At 71.1% G+C, this 16,494-nt stretch carries 15 protein-coding genes; 2 read left to right on the forward strand and 13 right to left on the reverse strand.

The genetic code is table 11. From position 1 onward, the window contains the following. Positions 1–13: 13 nt before the first annotated feature. Genes QN206_01230 through QN206_01250 form a run of 5 tightly spaced genes read right to left on the reverse strand, consistent with a single transcriptional unit; the run spans position 14 to position 7,639 of the window. Positions 14–1,705: a long-chain fatty acid--CoA ligase gene (locus QN206_01230; protein ID MDR7613428.1), complete on the reverse strand. Its 1,692-nt coding sequence runs from the start codon at positions 1,703–1,705 to the stop codon at positions 14–16. A gap of 13 nt (positions 1,706–1,718) precedes the next feature. Continuing rightward, on the reverse strand, positions 1,719–3,479 hold the full coding sequence (locus tag QN206_01235) for an acyl-CoA dehydrogenase family protein (protein MDR7613429.1): 1,761 nt from the start codon (positions 3,477–3,479) through the stop codon (positions 1,719–1,721). A gap of 12 nt (positions 3,480–3,491) precedes the next feature. Beyond that, positions 3,492–4,667: a thiolase family protein gene (locus tag QN206_01240; GenBank protein MDR7613430.1), complete on the reverse strand. Its 1,176-nt coding sequence runs from the start codon at positions 4,665–4,667 to the stop codon at positions 3,492–3,494. A gap of 9 nt (positions 4,668–4,676) precedes the next feature. Beyond that, on the reverse strand, positions 4,677–7,052 hold the full coding sequence (locus QN206_01245; protein MDR7613431.1) for a 3-hydroxyacyl-CoA dehydrogenase/enoyl-CoA hydratase family protein: 2,376 nt from the start codon (positions 7,050–7,052) through the stop codon (positions 4,677–4,679). Next, entirely contained in the window at positions 7,049–7,639 is a 591-nt protein-coding gene (locus QN206_01250) for a TetR/AcrR family transcriptional regulator (GenBank protein MDR7613432.1), read from the reverse strand. The genes QN206_01245 and QN206_01250 overlap by 4 nt, the downstream gene beginning before the upstream one ends. A gap of 115 nt (positions 7,640–7,754) precedes the next feature. Here QN206_01250 and QN206_01255 point away from each other — a divergent pair, with 115 nt between their 5' ends. Continuing rightward, on the forward strand, positions 7,755–9,119 hold the full coding sequence (locus tag QN206_01255; GenBank protein ID MDR7613433.1) for an FAD-binding oxidoreductase: 1,365 nt from the start codon (positions 7,755–7,757) through the stop codon (positions 9,117–9,119). 43 nt (positions 9,120–9,162) lie between these two features. After that, complete coding sequence (locus QN206_01260) at positions 9,163–9,450, forward strand: hypothetical protein (protein ID MDR7613434.1); 288 nt, start codon at positions 9,163–9,165, stop codon at positions 9,448–9,450. A gap of 10 nt (positions 9,451–9,460) precedes the next feature. Here the strand turns inward: QN206_01260 and QN206_01265 are convergent, their stop codons facing one another. The 8 genes from QN206_01265 to QN206_01300 are packed head-to-tail and all read right to left on the reverse strand — an operon-like array spanning position 9,461 to position 16,490. Further along, on the reverse strand, positions 9,461–10,177 hold the full coding sequence (locus QN206_01265; GenBank protein MDR7613435.1) for a FliA/WhiG family RNA polymerase sigma factor: 717 nt from the start codon (positions 10,175–10,177) through the stop codon (positions 9,461–9,463). Positions 10,178–10,179: 2 nt separating this feature from the next. Then, positions 10,180–10,665: a chemotaxis protein CheD gene (locus QN206_01270; protein ID MDR7613436.1), complete on the reverse strand. Its 486-nt coding sequence runs from the start codon at positions 10,663–10,665 to the stop codon at positions 10,180–10,182. Continuing rightward, positions 10,658–11,449 (reverse strand): protein-glutamate O-methyltransferase CheR, encoded by a 792-nt coding sequence (locus QN206_01275; protein ID MDR7613437.1) that lies wholly within the window; start codon positions 11,447–11,449, stop codon positions 10,658–10,660. Before QN206_01275 ends, QN206_01270 begins: the two co-directional genes overlap by 8 nt. Then, entirely contained in the window at positions 11,442–11,849 is a 408-nt protein-coding gene (locus QN206_01280) for a GAF domain-containing protein (GenBank protein MDR7613438.1), read from the reverse strand. The genes QN206_01275 and QN206_01280 overlap by 8 nt, the downstream gene beginning before the upstream one ends. After that, positions 11,846–12,835 (reverse strand): chemotaxis-specific protein-glutamate methyltransferase CheB, encoded by a 990-nt coding sequence (cheB, locus tag QN206_01285; protein MDR7613439.1) that lies wholly within the window; start codon positions 12,833–12,835, stop codon positions 11,846–11,848. Before cheB ends, QN206_01280 begins: the two co-directional genes overlap by 4 nt. Next, positions 12,820–13,431: a flagellar brake protein gene (locus tag QN206_01290; GenBank protein MDR7613440.1), complete on the reverse strand. Its 612-nt coding sequence runs from the start codon at positions 13,429–13,431 to the stop codon at positions 12,820–12,822. The genes cheB and QN206_01290 overlap by 16 nt, the downstream gene beginning before the upstream one ends. Before the next feature lie 3 nt (positions 13,432–13,434). After that, on the reverse strand, positions 13,435–15,447 hold the full coding sequence (locus QN206_01295; GenBank protein ID MDR7613441.1) for a flagellar biosynthesis protein FlhA: 2,013 nt from the start codon (positions 15,445–15,447) through the stop codon (positions 13,435–13,437). Then, positions 15,444–16,490: an EscU/YscU/HrcU family type III secretion system export apparatus switch protein gene (locus QN206_01300; protein MDR7613442.1), complete on the reverse strand. Its 1,047-nt coding sequence runs from the start codon at positions 16,488–16,490 to the stop codon at positions 15,444–15,446. The genes QN206_01295 and QN206_01300 overlap by 4 nt, the downstream gene beginning before the upstream one ends. Between the last annotated feature and the right edge of the window lie 4 nt (positions 16,491–16,494).

A 16,494-nucleotide genomic window follows, 5' to 3' on the forward strand; every position in this document is an offset into this window, starting at 1 on the left:
CCCCGAAGGCGCCTCAGGCTCCCGCGGCCCGAGCCCGCTCCTCCTCCGCGAGGACCCGGCGCAGGACCTTCCCGATGAGGCTCTTCGGGAGCTGGTCCCGGAACTCCACCCTCCGGGGGACCTTGTGGGGCGCGAGTTCCCGACGGCAGTGGGCGATGAGCTCCTCCGGACTCACCTGCATCCCCGGCCTCAGGACCACGAAGGCCTTCACCACCTCCCCCCGCTCCGGGTCCGGGGCGGGGACCGCGGCGGCCTCCTGCACCGCGGGGTGGCGGTACAAGACCTCCTCCACCTCCCGCGGGTAGACCTTGAGTCCGCCCACGTTGATCATCTCCTTCTTGCGGTCCACGACGTAGAAGAAGCCGTCCGGATCCCGCCACGCCATGTCGCCCGTGAACAGCCATCCCTCCCGCAGCGCCGCCGCGGTCTCCTCTGGCCGATTGAGATACCCCCGCATCACCTGCGGTCCCCGAACCACGAGCTCCCCCACCTCCCCGGGCGGGAGCTCCGCACCGCTCTCCGGGTCCACCACCCGGGCATCCGTGTCCGGGAGTGGCACCCCGATGCTGCCGGGCTTGCGGTGGCCGAGGATGGGGTTGCAATGGGTGACGGGAGAGGCCTCCGTGAGCCCGTAGCCTTCCACCAACTTGCCGCCCGTCGCCTCTTCCCACCGCCGCTGCACCTCCTGGGGCAGGGCCATGGCTCCGCTGATGCACACGCGGATGCTGCGCAGGTCATCCCCGGAGAGCCCAGGGTGACCGAGCAGGGCCATGTACATGGTGGGGACGCCGTGGAACATGGTGGGCTGGTACCTGCGGATGGCCTCCAACACCATCCCCGGATCCCACCGGGGGATCAGGATCACGGTGATCCCGCTCCAGATCCCGTAGTTCATCACCGCGGTCATCCCGTAGCTGTGGAAGAAGGGGATCACCGCCAGGGCCCGCTCCGCGCCGGGGCGGAAGTCGCTGTTCCACGCCGCGGTCTGGAGGCAGTTGCAGACGAGGTTGCGATGGGTGAGGACGGCGGCCTTCGGCACTCCCGTGGTCCCGCCCGTGTACAGGTACACCGCGGGATCGTCCGGTCCCACCGCCACGGGTCGTGGCGCCCTGCCCTGCAGCAACTCCCCGAACGGCCGCACGCCCGGCCCCTTCCGCACCTCCACCCACTGTCCCTCGCGCCTCGCCTTGAGGGGATACAGCAGGCGCAAGAGGGGAGGCATGTACTCGTGAATCCCTGTGTACACGACCTCCCGGACACGGCTCCCGGACACCGCGGCCGCCACCCTCGGGTACATCAGGGAGAGGGTGATGGCCACCTCCGTCCCGCTGTCCCGCAGCTGGTAGGCGATCTCCCGCTCCGTGTAGAGGGGGTTGTGGGGGACCACCACCCCGCCCGCCTTGAGGATCCCGTAGTAGGCGATCACGAACTGGGGGCAGTTGGGAAGATGCAGGGAAACGGGGGTTCCCTTCTGGACCCCGATCCGCTGGAGGCCCGCGGCGAACCGGTCCGTGAGGGCATCGAGTTCCCGGAAGGAGACCCGCCGGCCGAAGAACACCAGAGCCGGCCGATCCCCGTACTTCCGCGCCGCCTCCCGCACGAGCTCCCCGAGCGGGACCTCCGGGTACTCCAGCGTGGCCGGGACCCCGGGATCGTAGAAGCGGATCCACGGCCGCTCAAATCCCGCTTCCGCCCGAACCGACATTCCCCTCACCCCCTCACAGCGGATATCCCTCCGCCGCCACCACCGCCTGCGCCACCTCCCGCTGCAGTTGCACGAGATTCGCGGGCGTGTACCGCAGGAGCCGGCGCAGCCCCGCAAGCGCGGTGCGCAGGTCGTCCCCTTCCTCGCTCGCGGCGAGGATGCTCCGCGCGGTGGTCTCCACCCGGGGCAGGCTCATGTGGAGATATGCGCGGGCCAGTGTGGTGTGGAGGGGCGCCCGGGGGTCTTGCCGGAGGAAGGCCTTCTGGGCCCGCAAAACCGCGCTTTCCGCGGCGAAGGCCTCCATGGCAAGGTCCGCCAGCCACCCCACGATCTCCTGCTGCTCCTCCAGTTCCAGCAGGTACCTGCGCACCGCCACTCCCGTGCTCAGCAGGGCCGCCCGCTTGATCCCCTCCACGAGGGCTGCCTCCTCCGCGAGCGGCCCCTCTTCCGGGGCTTCGAATCCCTCCGGAGAAGTGAGGCCGTCCCCCACCCGCTGGATGGCGGGCAGGAGATCGAGGCGTCCCCGCTGGGCGCGCTTGCTGAGCATGTCCACGATGAGGAGCCGGTTGATCTCGTTGGTGCCCTCCCAGATGCGGTTGATGCGGGCATCCCGGTAGGCCCGGGCCGCGGGGTAGTCCTCGATGTACCCGTAGCCGCCGTAGATCTGCACCAGCTCGTCCACCGCCCGGCCCAGCATCTCCGAGGCGAAGACCTTGTTGATGGAGGATTCGATGGCGTACTCCTCCAGGGCCCGGACCACTTCCCCCTCGACCTGGATCCCGCCGATGGCGCCTTCCACGAGCCCTCCCGTGCGGTACACCATGCTCTCTGTGGCGTAGATCTCCACCGCCATGCGGGCGAGCTTCTGGCGGATGAGCCCGAACTCCGCGATGGGCCGCCCGAACTGCCGGCGGTCCAGGGCGTACCGGGTGGCCAGCTGCAGGGCGTACTTGGCCGCGCCCGTGCACGAGGCTCCGATCTTGAACCGGCCCAGGTTCAGGATGTTGAAGGCCACCCGATGCCCCTTGCCCACCTCGCCCAGGAGGTTCTCCGCGGGCACCCGGGCGTTCTCGAGGAACACGCTGCGGGTGCTGGAGCCCTTCATCCCCATCTTGTGCTCCTCCTCCCCCAGGGTCAGGCCCTCCGTGTCCCGGTCCACGATGAAGGCGGTGAAGTGCTCGCCGTTTACCTTCGCGTAGGTGATGAAGACGTCCGCCAGGGCCGCGTTGGTGATGAACTGCTTTTGGCCCGTGAGGAGGTAATAGCGGCCATCGGGACTGAGCACCGCTCGGGTCTGGATGGCCATGGCATCCGAACCCGCAGTGGGTTCCGTGAGGGCGTAAGCCCCGATCTTCTCTCCCCGGACCATGGGCGGGAGGTAGCGGCGCTTCTGGTCTTCGGTACCGAAGAAGGCGATGGGCAGCATCCCGATGCCCACGTGCCCCCCGAAGGTCACGGGGAAGGACCCCACGCAGATCTCCTCCGCGATCACCAGGGAGGCGATCTGATCGAGGCCGCTCCCGCCGTAGGCCTCCGGGATCCCCACGCCCAGGAATCCTAGCTCGCCCAGCCGGCGCAGCAACGCCCGGGTGACCTCCCAGTTCTGCCGCTCGATCTCCTCCATACGGGGCAGGACCTCCCGCTGGAAGAACTCCGCCGCCGTCCGCCGGACCATGCGGTGCTCCTCTCCCAGGTCCTCCGGGGTGAACACCGCCTCCGGGGAGGTGCGCGCGATGAGGAACCCGCCTCCGGGGAGCGCCGCCCTCGCCTCCATCTCCCTCACCTCCTAAGGTCGCATGAACACGCCCGCGGCCCCCATGCCCCCGCCCACGCACATGGTGACGATCCCGTACCGGGCACCGCGGCGGCGCATCTCATGCAGCAGGGTGGCGGTCAACCGGGCGCCCGTGGCGCCGAGGGGATGTCCCAGGGCGATGGCTCCGCCGTTGGGGTTGGTGCGCTCGGGGTCCAGCTCCAGCAGGCGCATCACGACCAGGGTCTGCGCCGCGAACGCTTCGTTGAGCTCGAACAGGTCCACGTCCGATGGTTCCACCCCTACGAGCCGGCATGCCTTCCGGACCGCCTCCACGGGGCCGATCCCCATCAGCTCGGGGGCCACGCCCGTCACCGCGAAGGACCGGAAGACCCCGAGCGGCTGCAGGCCCAGGGATTCCGCCTTCCGATCGCTCATCAACACGCACACCGCAGCCCCATCGCTCATCTGGGAGGCGTTGCCCGCGGTCACGGTCCCGTCCTTCGCGAAGGCCGGAGGGAGTTTCGCCAGGGCTTCCAGGGAGGTATCGGGGCGCACGCCCTCGTCCACCTCGAAGACCACCTCTTCCGCCCGCGGCTTGGCGTTCCCTTCCGTCCACCGCCGCACCCGCACGGGGACGATCTCCTCCCGGAACCAGCCCTCCCGCTGGGCCCGGGCGGCCCGCCGGTGGCTCTCGAGGCTGTAGCGGTCCTGCTCCTCCCGGGAGACCCCGAACCTCCGGGCCAGAACCTCCGCGGTGTTGCCCATGGAGAGGTACACCTCGGGCCAGGTCTCCACGAGTCCCGGGTGCGGGGCGAACCGCCAGCCGGTCATGGGGATGAGGCTCATGCTCTCCACCCCACCGGCCACCACCACCTCGGCCCACCCCAGGCGAATCCGGGCGGCGGCCTCCGCGATGGCCTGCAGGCCGGAGGCGCAGAACCGGTTCACGGTGACCCCGGGTACGGAGTCCGCAAGCCCTGCCCGCAGCGCCGCAACCCGGGCCACGTTGAGCCCCTGTTCTCCCTCCGGGAACGCGCACCCCAGGATGACGTCGTCCACCTCCCGCGGATCCAGCCCTGGGGTACGGTCCAGGGCCGATCGGATCACCTGAGCCGCAAGCTCGTCCGGCCGCGCGTCCTTGAGCGTGCCCCGGTGGGCCTTCCCCAACGCGGACCGCACCGCGGTCACGATCACCGCCTCCCGCATGGCCCCCTCCTAGTTCCGCAGCGGCCTGCCGGTGTTCAGCAGGTGCCGGATCCGCTCCTGGGTCCGGCGCTCCCCCAGCAGGCTCAGAAACGCCTCCCGCTCCAGATCCAGCAGGTGCTCCTCCTCCACCCAGGCGCCCTCCGGCACGTCCCCGCCCGTGATCACGTACGCCAGCTTGCGGCCGATGTGCTCCTCGTAGTCCGTGAGGTGCCCGCCCATCCGCAGGTTGTACAAGCCCGCATAGAGGGCGGCCCGCACCCGCTCCCCGCCCACCCGGATCTTCCGCCGCACGCCCGGCCGGTACCCCGCTTCCACCCAGCTCAGGGCCATCCGCTTCGCATCCCCCAGGAGCCGGTCGGGGTTCGGGGTGATCCCGCAACCCTCCCGCAGGTACCACAGCTTCTGCGCCTCCTCCGCGGAGGTGGCCACCCGGGCACGGAGGATGGTCTCAAAGGCATATCGCACACCGGGCAGCGGGTCCGCCTCCACCCCCTCGGGGAGGCGCTCGGAGGCCCGCACGGCCATCTCCTTCGTCCCACCGCCCGCGGGGATGAGGCCCACCCCGACCTCCACCAGTCCGATGTACGTCTCCTGCGCGGCCTGCACCAGGGGGGCATGCAACACGAGCTCGCATCCTCCGCCCAGCACGCGCCCGTGGGGAGCGGCCACCACGGGACCGGGGGCGTACTTGATGGCCAGGTTGAGCTGCTGAAAGGTGCGCACCGCCCGCTCCAGCTCCTCCCAGTTCCCCTCCTGGGCCTCCAGCAGCAGCAGGGCTAGGTTGGCGCCCGCGGAGAAGTCCGGGCCCTGGTTGCCGATCACCAGGGCCTCAAAGCGGGTCCCGAGCTCCCGCAGGCCCCGGTGCAGCATGGCGAGGGTGTCTTCCCCGATGACGTTGAGTTTGCTGTGGAACTCCACACACCCCACCCCGTCCCCCAGGTCCACCAAGCTCGCACCCGCGTTGCGGGCCACCACCGCACCTTGCGCCTTCCGCTCCGAGAGCACGATCACCCCCGGAGGCCAGAGAACCGGACGGTAAGCCTTCTGCGCGGGGTCGAAGACCTCCAACACCCCCTCCCGCCGCCGGTAGAAGGTGCCCTCCCCGTGCGCCAGCACGTCCCGCACCAGAGGAGGGATGGGAATCCCGTGGCGCTCCAGGCGGTGGGTAAGGTCCCGCACGCCCAACGCGTCCCACGTCTCGAACGGTCCCAGCTCCCAACCGAACCCCCACTTCAGGGCCCGGTCCACGTCCACCACCTGATCCGCGATCTCCGGGATCCGGCGGGCCGCGTATGCCAGCACTCCCAGGAGCACCTGTTCCACAAACCGCGCCGCGCGATCCCCGGAGGCGAGCAGGGCGCGGAGGCGGCGGGCGGGATCGTCCAACCCCCGCACCATCTCCGCGCTTCCGAGCTGCGGTCGCTTCCGGGGTCGGTAGGTCAGGGTCACGTAGTCGAGGACAAACCGCTCCCCGTCCTCCCGACGGTAAAATCCCTTCCCGGTCTTCTCCCCAAGCCATCCCCGCCGGATCATCTCCTCGAGGAACTCCGGCAGACGGAACACCTCCCGGGCCTCATCATCCACCAACCGCTCGTAGGCGTGGCGGGCCACATACGCGAGGACGTCCAGGCCCACGAGGTCCGCGGTGCGGAAGGTGGCGCTGCGGGGCCGCCCCAGGAGGGGGCCGGTGAGCTCGTCCACCTCCTCCACGGAGAGCCCTTCCTGCATCATCACCCGCACCGTGTGGAGAAACGCGAAGACGCCGATGCGGTTCGCGATGAAGTTGGGGGTGTCCTTCGCCCGCACCACGCCCTTCCCGAGTCTGCGGTGGGCCACCTCCTCCACCCACCGCACCACCTCCGGATCCGTCTCCTCCGTGGGGATGAGCTCAAGGAGCTTCAGATAGCGGGGCGGGTTGAAGAAGTGGGTGCCGAGGAAGTGGGCCCGGAAGGCGGGTGAGCGCCCCTGCACCATCTCCCGCACGGGGAGCCCGCTGGTGTTGGTGCTCACCACGATCCCGGGTTTCCAGTACCGCTCCACGCGTTCCAGCACCGCCCGCTTCACCGCCAGGTCCTCCACCACCGCTTCCACCACCCAGCTGCACTCCCGGATGCGGGGGAGGTCGTCCTCCAGGTTGCCCACCTCCACCAGCTGCGCCCGCTCCGGGACCGTGAAGGCCGCGGGCCGCATGCGAAGGGCGCGTTCCAGTCCTTCCCGGGCCAGGCGGTTGCGGACCTCCGGATGGGTGCCTTCCTCCTCGGAGAGCTCCGGGGGAAGGATGTCCAGCAACAGCACGGGTACCCCCGCGTTCGCGAAGAGGGCCGCGAGCTGCGACCCCATCGTACCGGCTCCCAGAACCGCGGCGCGGCGGATGGTGCCCCTCATGCTTCCCTCCTCTGCAGCCCCCGCAGGAAGAGCTCCGAAAACCACCGGGCGAAGTGGTCATGGCCCTGCGGACCATCCGGCCGGAACCACTGGGTGAACCAGTTGCAGGCCCCGAGGAGCGCGAAGGCGGTGGCCCTCACGTCCACCTCCCGGAACTCCCCGCGGGCGATGCCCTCTTCCAGGATCTCCCGGAACAGGGCCTCGTACCGATCCCGCCGCGCCACCATCTCCCGGCGCCGCCCGGGGGAGAGGGATTTCAGCTCCACGTGGAGGATGGTGAGTTCGTCCCGGAGGGAGGCGGCCACCGCCAGGTGGGCCGCGATGGCCTCCTGCAGGCGACGGACGGCGGAGGAGGAGGCGCGGGCCACGGGCGCCACGGCCGCCCAGAGGCGCGTCATGGCCCGGTCCATGATCTCCCAAAGCAGATCCTCCTTGGCCGCGATGTAGTGGTAAAGGCTTCCCCGCTGGATCCCGAGGGCTTCCGCGAGGTCCTGCATGGAGGTGGCGTGGTATCCGCGTTCCCGGAACAGCCGCACCGCCGCGGCCACAAGCTCCTCGTGGCGGGGACGGACCAGGCTCTGGGCCACGATGCCTACCAAACGTTCGGTAGAACCATCGTAGGACGATCCACGGACCGTGTCAAACGGAGGAGGCGGAGGTCCGGAGCGGAACTTGTCCCTAGGACGATGGGAGGAGGACGGGATGGAGGGATCCGAGGTGGTCCGGGCCCTGCGAGGAGCCCTGGGATCCGAGAAGGTCAGCACGACGGAGTCCGTACTGGACGCCCACGGCCGGGACGAGGGGTACCCGGAGGCGCGGCGGCCCGTGGCCGTGGCGTTTGCGGAGGGGGTGGCGGATGTGCAGGCGGTGTTGCGGGTGGCTCGGGAGTTCCGGACGCCCGTGATCCCCTTCGGGGCCGGAACGAGCCTGGAGGGGGCCTTGGTCCCCCTCGGTCCGGCCATCAGCCTCGATCTCTCCCGGATGAACCGGATCCTGGAGGTACGACCCGAGGACTTCCTCGCGGTGGTAGAACCCGGTGTCACCTACGTGGCCCTCAACCGGGCGATGCGGCGCCACGGGCTCTTCTTCCCCGTGGATCCCGGGGCCGAGGCGACCCTGGGTGGGATGGCGGCGACCAACGCCAGCGGCACCATGGCGGTCCGGTACGGCGGGATGCGCCAGAACGTCCTGGCCCTCCAGGTGGTGCTGGCTTCCGGGGAGGTGCTGGAGCTGGGCCGGAGCGTGCGCAAGACCAGCTCCGGGTATGACCTGAAGGACCTGTTCATCGGCTCGGAGGGAACCCTGGGGGTGATCACGCGCCTGACGGTGCGGCTTCACCCCCTCCCCGTCCACGTGCACACCGTGCGGGCGTTCTTCCCTTCTGTGGAGGCGGCCGCCCAGGCCGCGTACGCCATCATGGCCTCTGGCCTGCCCGTGGCCCGGCTGGAGCTCCTGGACGCGGCGGCCATGGCGGCCATCAACGCGTTCCTGCACCGCGGCTACCCCGAGCAGCCGACCCTGTTCCTGGAGTTCCACGCCAGCAGCGAAGCGGCCATGCGGCAGGAAGCGGAGGTGGCGCTGGAGCTCGCGCGCCACAGCGGGGCCACGTCCCTGGATGTGGCCCGCACCCCGGAGGAGCGGTCGGCCCAGTGGGAGGCCCGGCACAAGGCGTACTGGGCCTTCACCCACCAGTTCCCCGGCCACCGGTTCCTCACCACGGACGTGGCGGTGCCGCTTTCCCGCCTGCCCGAGGCCGTGGCCTTTGCCCGGGCCCTGCTCGAGGAGCTCGGGCTACCGGGCCGGATCGTGGGGCACGTGGGAGACGGCAACTTCCACGTGCTGGTGGCGGTGCGGCCGGAGGAATACGGTCGGGCGGAAACGTACAGCGAACGGCTCGTGCGCAGGGCCCTGGAACTGGGCGGGACGGCCAGCGGGGAACATGGGGTGGGGTTGCGCAAGCGGAAGTACCTGGAGGCGGAGCACGGGACGGCGCTCGGGTGGATGCAGCGGATCAAAGCCCTCCTCGACCCAGAGGGGATTCTGAATCCGGGCAAGGGTGCGGGATAGGGAGCGGCACGGAGTTTGCAGGACCACGGACGGAGGTGATCCCATGCAGGTCCGTCCCGTGCACTCCGAGCCGCAACCACCCGGCCCCGCTTCCGGGCCCGGATTCCTCCACGCCCTGGAGCGGGTGCGGGCCACGGGCGCCGTCGCGCCCGTCTCGTCTCCCCGCGGCCTGCGTTCCGAGCCGTCCTCAGAGCTTCAATCCCCCCCTCCCACGGCGCAGCCTCCCGCGTTTCTGGATCGGCTGCTGGGCTGGCTCTACCAGACCGTGCGGGGTGCCCTGGGGCTCTTGTGGTCCGGGCTCGGGGAGCTGGCCCGCTGGCTCCGGTGGTAGGCCCTTGGCGCTATCCTCCCCCGCCGAATCCCCGCTGCACGAGGTGGGTTCGCAGCCGGAGCAGGGCCTGCGCGTGGATCTGGCAGACCCGGGACTCCGTGAGGCCCAGGATCTCCCCGATCTCGGCGAGGGTCAGGCCTTCGTAGTAGTACAGGCCCACCACCAGCCGCTCGCGCTCGGAGAGGCGTTCCAGGCCGTGGCGCAGGACCTCCACGAGCTCCTGTCGCTCCACCGCCTCCTCCGGTCCCGCGTCCCGCGAGGCGGGCTCTCCTGACTCCGCGGCCCGCCGTACCAGGTCCTCGAAGGAGGCCAGCACGTACCCGTGCAGCCGTCCCAGTTCCGCCAGGAGTTCCTGCGGGGAGCATCCCACCTCCGCCGCAAGCTCCTCCCGGGTGGGCTCCCGGCCCAGGGAGGCCGCGAGCCGCTCGTGGACCCGCTCCAGTTCCCGGGCCCGCTGGCGGTCCGACCGGCTCGCGGGATCCAGGCTTCGAAGGTAGTCGAGGATGGCGCCGCGGATGCGGTACCAGGCGAAGGTCTCAAACCGAACCCCCTGGGAGGGGTCGTAGCGGTCCAGGGCCTCCAGCAACCCCAGCATCCCGCAACTCTCCAGATCCTCCCGGGGCACGTGCGAGGGGAGCCCCGGCGCGAGCTGCTGCACCACCGCGCGCACGAGTCCCGCGTACCGCAGAACCTGGGCTTCTCGCTCCGGGGAGGCCGGCCGGGGCATGCCTACAGCTCCTTCTCCCTCCCGTCCGCGGTGCGCACCACGAACCGGCCCGTACCCACGTGCAGCATCGCCGTCCGACTGACGCTTCCGCCCACGTCCTCCGCGTGGGGTCGCAGTCCCTGCCTGCGCAGGGCTTCCCGGACCGCCTCCACGTTGCGGGCGCCCAGGTTCAGGGCGCTCCCGGGCGCGATTCCGAACATGCCCGCGCCCCCCGCGATCCAGACCACCGCGGAGGTTGGGTCCCCGCCGGCCCGCCGGAAGGACTCCAGCAGGGCGGGGACCGCGGTGTCCGCGAACTTGAAGGGCACCGGGTCCGACCCAAAGGCCTGGGGAAGCATCACGTGGGCCATGGCGCCCACGGGGGGGCACGGACTGTGGAGGACCACGACCACACACGAGCCCAATCCCCCCGCCACCAGCACCGTCCGGGAATCCCGTTCCACGACTCCCTCGCCCATACCGACCCGGATCACCCGCGCCCTATGCACCGCGCTTCCTCCCCGGGGTCTTCCGGTAGAAGAAGGGGTAGACGGGCTCGAATCCCATCTCCCGCGCGCCGAAGATCTGCTCCGCGGCGCCCACGAAAAGGTATCCGCCGGGCGCCAGGACCTGGTGAAACCGGCGGTAGAGTTCCCGCTTGGCCTCCTCCGTGAAGTAGATGACCACGTTCCGGCAGAGGATGAGGTGCCAGGGGCCGCCGAAGGGGTCGGAGAGGAGGTCATGTCGCTGGAACCGCACCCTCCGCCGCAGCTCCGGGCCGACCTGCCATCGGTCCTGCACCCGCACAAAGAACCGTGCCCGCCGCGGCGGGGAAACGTTCCGGACGTCTTGCTCGCCGTAGACGCCCTCCTCGGCCTGTCGCAGCACGCGGCGATCGATGTCCGTCCCCAGCACGGACCACCCTCCCGAGGGATCCAGCTCCAGGAGGAGGATCCCCGCGCTGTAGGCCTCCGCGCCGTGGGAGCAACCCGCGCTCCACACCCGCAGATCCCGGAACCGCGTCAACAGCTCCGGGAGCACCCGCTGTTGGAGGATCTCGAACAGCTCCGGGTTGCGGAAGAACTCGGAGACGTGGACGGTGAGGCGGTCCACCAGGTCCGCGAGCAGGGACGGATCCCGGCGCGCGCGGGACACGAATTCCTCTGGGGAGCGCACGCCCATGCGGTGCAGGGCACCCAATAGCCGCCGCTCCACCTGGTCGGGCCGGTACTGGCCCAGGTCCAGGCCCGTGCACTGCCGGAGGAGGTCCACGAGGGCCGCGTATTCACGCATGGGAGCCTCCCAACGCGCGGGCGAGCTCCTCCGCCGCGCGTTGCACCGCCTGTTCCTCCGCGTCCGTGAAAGCCGATCCCGTGCGGCCCAGCACCACCACCGCCACCCGCTGGCCCGCGTGCTCCGCGGGGACCGCGAGGAATCCCCGCAGGGAACCGGCGCGGAGACCTCGGGTCCGGGACGGCACGCGGACGGCCCGCCCGGTCTCCAGGACCCACGTCCGCAGTCCCATGCCCGTCCGGAAAGGGATCTGCTCCAGCAGGTCCAGAGGAGGGCCCACGGTGGCCGCGGGCACCGTCCCCTCGTGCGTGCGCAGCCAGACGGTGCCGAGATCGAAGGGCACCTCGAAGCGCAGACGCCGCAGGACTTCCCGGCACGCACGGATGGCGTTCTCCCTCATCCCCCCTCTCCCGCGATCCTCGCCACCTCCTCCCCGATGCGCTCCAGAGGCAGCACGAAGTCCGCGAGCCCCGCTTCCACCACGGCCCGCGGCATGCCGTACACCACGCTGGTCTCCTGGTTCTGGGCGATGACCAGCCCGCCCGCCCGCTTGATGTGCCGGCAGCCCTCCAGGCCGTCCCGCCCCATGCCCGTGAGGACCACCCCCAGGACCGGGGAGTAAGCCTCCGCGAGGGAGGAGAAGGTGACGTCCGCGGACGGCCTGAGGATCTCCGAGGGCGCAGGCTCTACCACGGCCCACCGCCCGTCCCGTACGACCAATTGCCGCCCGCCGGGTGCCACGTAGGCCACCCCGGGTTGCGGAATGACTCCGTCCTCCGCTTCCTCCACCCGGATCCGACTCACCTCGTGGAGGCGCCGTGCCAGCCCCGCGGTGAATCCCGGGGGCATGTGCTGCACCACCACCAGGGGAAGCCGGAGGGGTGGGAGACGGGAGAACAGCATGGTGAGGGCCGCGGGGCCGCCCGTGGACGCGGCCACGGCCACGACCCGCACCCGGATCGAGGGACGCCGTCGGGGGAACCGGGCCCGGGCCGCGGCCTTCACCTTCTGCACCAGCGGTTCGAGGTCCCCCGTGGCCGGAAGGCCTGGAGGCTTCGCTTCCACCTCCACCGCGCCCACCTCCAGGGCCTTGAGGGCGAGGTCCGCCCCCGGAACCGTGTGGGCGCTCAGTACCACCACGGGGGTGGAGAGCTCCTGGGCAAGCGTTCGCAGGGCCACGAGCCCGTCCATCACCGGCATCTCCAGGTCCAGGGTCACCACGTCCGGTCTGAGCCTCCGGGCCAGCTCCACGGCCTGGGCACCGTCCGCGGCTACCCCCACCACCTCCACCTCCGGGTCCTGCTCCAGGACGGAGCAGAGCAACCTTCGGAAGGTGGGGGAGTCGTCCGCCACCACCACCCGGATGCGCCTCAGCCCCTGGGCCACCCCATCCCCTCCCGTGTCTCCAGAACCCTCCGGGCCGCGGCCGCGCTCGCGGGATCCCACTGGACACCCACCGAGAAGTGACGGCCCCGATCGAACTGAGGCCGGCTCCACACCACGCGGCCCACCAGGGACGCCCCCGCGCGTCCCGGAACCGTGACGAGCACCTGCTCCGTGGGCCTGGGCTCCGGCCAGGGGTTCACCAGCTCCAGCCGGCAGCCGCCCGCGGAGAGATCCACGAGCCACGCCTCCACGAGGCGGGTGGGGTGCTGGTCCAGTCGGGCCACATACACGCGGGCGGACATCCGCCGGCGGGGGAGAGCCCGCCGATCCACGGGCCGCAGCGGGCCGGCCAGCCGTACGCACACCGCTTCCACGGGCAGCCGCACGCACTCCGTGACGCTTCCCTCGAACTCCCAGGCCCCGCCCTCCCCGTACAGCCGGCCTCGTACCCGGGTCCCGGTGGGCGGGAAGAAAGGCCGTCCCCGCTCCATGGGCGCGCTGAGGAGCACCCGCCCCGGCCCCACCTCCTCCACCCGCACGGGATAAGCTCTTCCACCCACCCAGAGCTCCACCCGCTGGTTCTCCCGCAGCTCCATGGCTCAACCGTCCACCCGCACCGTCCCCAGCCTGTGGAGGTCGAGGTCGGGTTCCAGCTCCTCAAAGGCGATCACGGGGATCTGCGGGACCCCATGCTCCACGAGCCGTCGCACCGCGCTGCGCACGGCACCCGAGCACAACAGCACGGGATGCGGGCTTGTCTGGACGGCGACCTCCCACGCGGCCCGGATGGCCTGTTGCAGCCGGTGCAGGGCCTCCACGTCCACTTTCCGGCCCTGCGCGCCTTCCAGCAGTACGGCCTCCGCGGCGGGATCCAGTACCAGCACGTGCAGCCGGCGCGCTTCATCGAGCAGGTGCTGGTAGAGTCCGCGGCCCAGCGCCCGCCGGACCAGCTCCACCAGCCGCTCCGGCTCCTTCACCGCCCGCCCATGGTCCGCCAGGGTCTCCAGGATGGTCACGAGGTCCCGGATGGGGACGCCCTCCTGCAGAAGGAGCTGCAGCACCCGCTGGACCTCGCCCACGCTCAGCACCTGGGGCACCAGCTCCTCCACCAGGGTCTTCTGCCGTTCCCGCAGCCGGTCCAGCATCTCCTGCACGTCCTGCCGGCTCAGCAGCCGCCACCCGTGACGTCGCACCACCTCCCCCAGGTGCGTGACCATCACCACGGACGGCTCCACCACCGTGTAACCGCTCGCCTCCGCCACCGCCCGCTCGTGCTCTGAGATCCACACGGCAGGGCTGCCGAAGGCGGGATCCACGGTCTGCACGCCCGGTAGCTCCGGGGCGTCCGGGGAGGTCCGGACGGCGAGCAATCCCGTGGGCATCACCTCCGCCCGGGCCACCTCCACGCCCCGGAGGAGGATGCGGTACTCCCGGGAGCCCAGGGTGGGCTCGTCCCGCACCCGGACGGGCGGGATCACTAGCCCCATCTGGGCGGCCACCTGCTTGCGGAGGGCCACGATGCGCTGCAGCAGATCCCCGCCCCGGCTGGGCTCCACGAGTTCGATGAGGCCGTAACCGATCTCCACGCACAGGGGATCTACCTCCGCAAGGCCATGCACCGCTTCCTGAGCGGGCGCGGGAGGCGCCTGGGGCTCGGGCAGGGGTTGGGGAGCCCGCAGCGCCCAGCCCACCGCGGCCAGCATCCCGCCCACGAGGAGAAACGCCACCTTCGGGAGACCCGGGAAGAGGCCCACCGCGGCCACGATGCCGCCCGCGGCCAGAAGCGGCCGCCACCGGGCGGTGAGTTGGGCCACCACGTCTGCGCCCAGGTGGTCTCCCCCCGCGGTGCGGGTGAGGATGAGGCCGCTCGCCGCGGAGAGGAGCAGGGAAGGGATCTGGAGCGCGAGTCCCGCCCCCACCGCCTGGAGGGCGAAGGCCTGGGCCGCCTCTGAGGGGGAGAGGCCGCGGCTCAACCCCACCCCAAAGCCTCCCAGGAGGTTGATGGCGGTGATGAGGAGGCCCGCGATGGCGTCCCCCCGCACGAACTTGCTGGCGCCGTCCATGGCTCCAAAGAAGTCGGACTGCTGCTCCACCCGCCGCCGTCGCTCCCGAGCTGCCTCCTCCGTGAGGGTGCCCGCGTTGAGCTCCGCGTCGATGCTCATCTGCTTGCCGGGCATGGCGTCTAGGGCGAACCGGGCCGCCACCTCTGCCATGCGGCTGGTGCCGTTGGTGACCACGAGGAACTGCACGATGAGCAGGATGGCGAAGATCACCAAGCCCACCACGAGGTTCCCGCCCACCACGAGTCCCCCAAACGCGGCCACCACGCTCCCCGCGGACCCTTGGGTGAGGATGAGACGGGCCATGGCCACGTTGAGTCCCAGCCGCCCGAGGGCCGCGGCCAGCAGGAGGGACGGGAACACCGAGAGCTGGAGGGGATCCGTGATGTAGGCGGTCGCCAGCAGCACCACCACGGAGAGGGCCAGGTTCGCGATGAGCAAGACATCCACGAGCGGAGGGGGGAGGGGGACGACCAAGGCGGCGGTGATGAGCAGAAGACACGCCACCAGTCCCAGGTCACTGCCCTGCACGAGTCGCCGGCCGAAGGTCACCACGGCACCTCCCGCAGATGGCCCGAGCGGTACAGCATGGCCAGCAGCTCCGCCACCGCGTGGTACAGGGCGGGCGGGATCATGCGGCCGAGAGGAACCCCGCGGTACAGGGCCCACGCGAGGGGCGGGTTTGTGACCACGGGAACCCGATGGCGGGCCGCCTCCTCCCGGATGCGCTCCGCCACCTTCCGGGCGCCCTTCGCCACCACCACGGGCGCGGGCGCTTCCCGGGGAGCGTACCGGAGGGCCACGGCCACGTGCACGGGGTTGGTGACCACCACCGTGGCCCTGGCCACGTCCCGCAGCATCCGCCGCCGGGCGAGCTCCCGAGCCCGAGCCCGCTGCCGGGATCGCACGAGGGGATCACCCTCCGTCTCCCGGAGCTCCTCCCGCACCTCCTGCTTGGTCATGCGCAGGGCACGCTCGTACTCGAACCGCTGGTACAGGTAGTCCAATCCCCCGAGGAGGGCCAGGGCCAGGGCACCCCGCAGGACCACCGCGTGGACGGTTGTCCCCATCCAGCCCGCGAGGACCGCGGGGGAGGAGATGGCGGGAGGAATCTGTGACACCACCTCCCGCAACGGCCCCCACACCGCCACAGCCACCGCGGCCACCTTCAGGAGGGCCTTCAAGCCCTCCACCACGGAGCGCAGGGAGAAGAGCCGCTCCAGGGCCCGCAGGGGGTTGAGGCGGTCCAGGCTCGGCTCCAGGAGCTTCCCGCTGAACAGACCTCCGGTCTGGGCCGTGCCCGTGGCGAGCCCGGCCACCAGGGCCGCGCCCACCACGGGTCCCACAAGCCAGGCGGCGGCCACCACCCCTTCCGCCACGAGGGCCCCGAGCCGGCCGGGATCCGGGGCGCTCAGCACGCGCCGGGTGTACTCCGCGTATGCGGAAAACCCGCTGGGGAGGACGAGGGCACCCACCACGACCGCGGCCAGGAGGGCCGCGCTTTGCGTGAGGTCCTGACTGCGGGCCACCTGCCCCCTGCGCCGGGCCTCCTGCCGGCGCCTGGGGGTTGCGGGCTCCGTGCGTTGGCTTGCCATGGCG

The sequence above is a fragment of the Armatimonadota bacterium genome, assembly GCA_031460175.1.
GTDB classification, from domain to species: Bacteria; Sysuimicrobiota; Sysuimicrobiia; order Sysuimicrobiales; family Sysuimicrobiaceae; genus Sysuimicrobium; species Sysuimicrobium tengchongense.

Bases quoted from the DNA above. Each gene is read 5' to 3' on its own strand.
- QN206_01230 (MDR7613428.1), bottom strand. From the start codon at position 1,705: ATGTCGGTTCGGGCGGAAGCGGGATTTGAGCGGCCGTGGATCCGCTTC.
- QN206_01235 (MDR7613429.1), bottom strand. From the start codon at position 3,479: ATGGAGGCGAGGGCGGCGCTCCCCGGAGGCGGGTTCCTCATCGCGCGC.
- QN206_01240 (MDR7613430.1), bottom strand. From the start codon at position 4,667: ATGCGGGAGGCGGTGATCGTGACCGCGGTGCGGTCCGCGTTGGGGAAG.
- QN206_01245 (MDR7613431.1), bottom strand. From the start codon at position 7,052: ATGAGGGGCACCATCCGCCGCGCCGCGGTTCTGGGAGCCGGTACGATG.
- QN206_01255 (MDR7613433.1), top strand. From the start codon at position 7,755: ATGGAGGGATCCGAGGTGGTCCGGGCCCTGCGAGGAGCCCTGGGATCC.
- QN206_01260 (MDR7613434.1), top strand. From the start codon at position 9,163: ATGCAGGTCCGTCCCGTGCACTCCGAGCCGCAACCACCCGGCCCCGCT.
- QN206_01265 (MDR7613435.1), bottom strand. From the start codon at position 10,177: ATGCCCCGGCCGGCCTCCCCGGAGCGAGAAGCCCAGGTTCTGCGGTAC.
- QN206_01275 (MDR7613437.1), bottom strand. From the start codon at position 11,449: ATGCGTGAATACGCGGCCCTCGTGGACCTCCTCCGGCAGTGCACGGGC.
- QN206_01280 (MDR7613438.1), bottom strand. From the start codon at position 11,849: ATGAGGGAGAACGCCATCCGTGCGTGCCGGGAAGTCCTGCGGCGTCTG.
- QN206_01290 (MDR7613440.1), bottom strand. From the start codon at position 13,431: ATGGAGCTGCGGGAGAACCAGCGGGTGGAGCTCTGGGTGGGTGGAAGA.
- QN206_01300 (MDR7613442.1), bottom strand. From the start codon at position 16,490: ATGGCAAGCCAACGCACGGAGCCCGCAACCCCCAGGCGCCGGCAGGAG.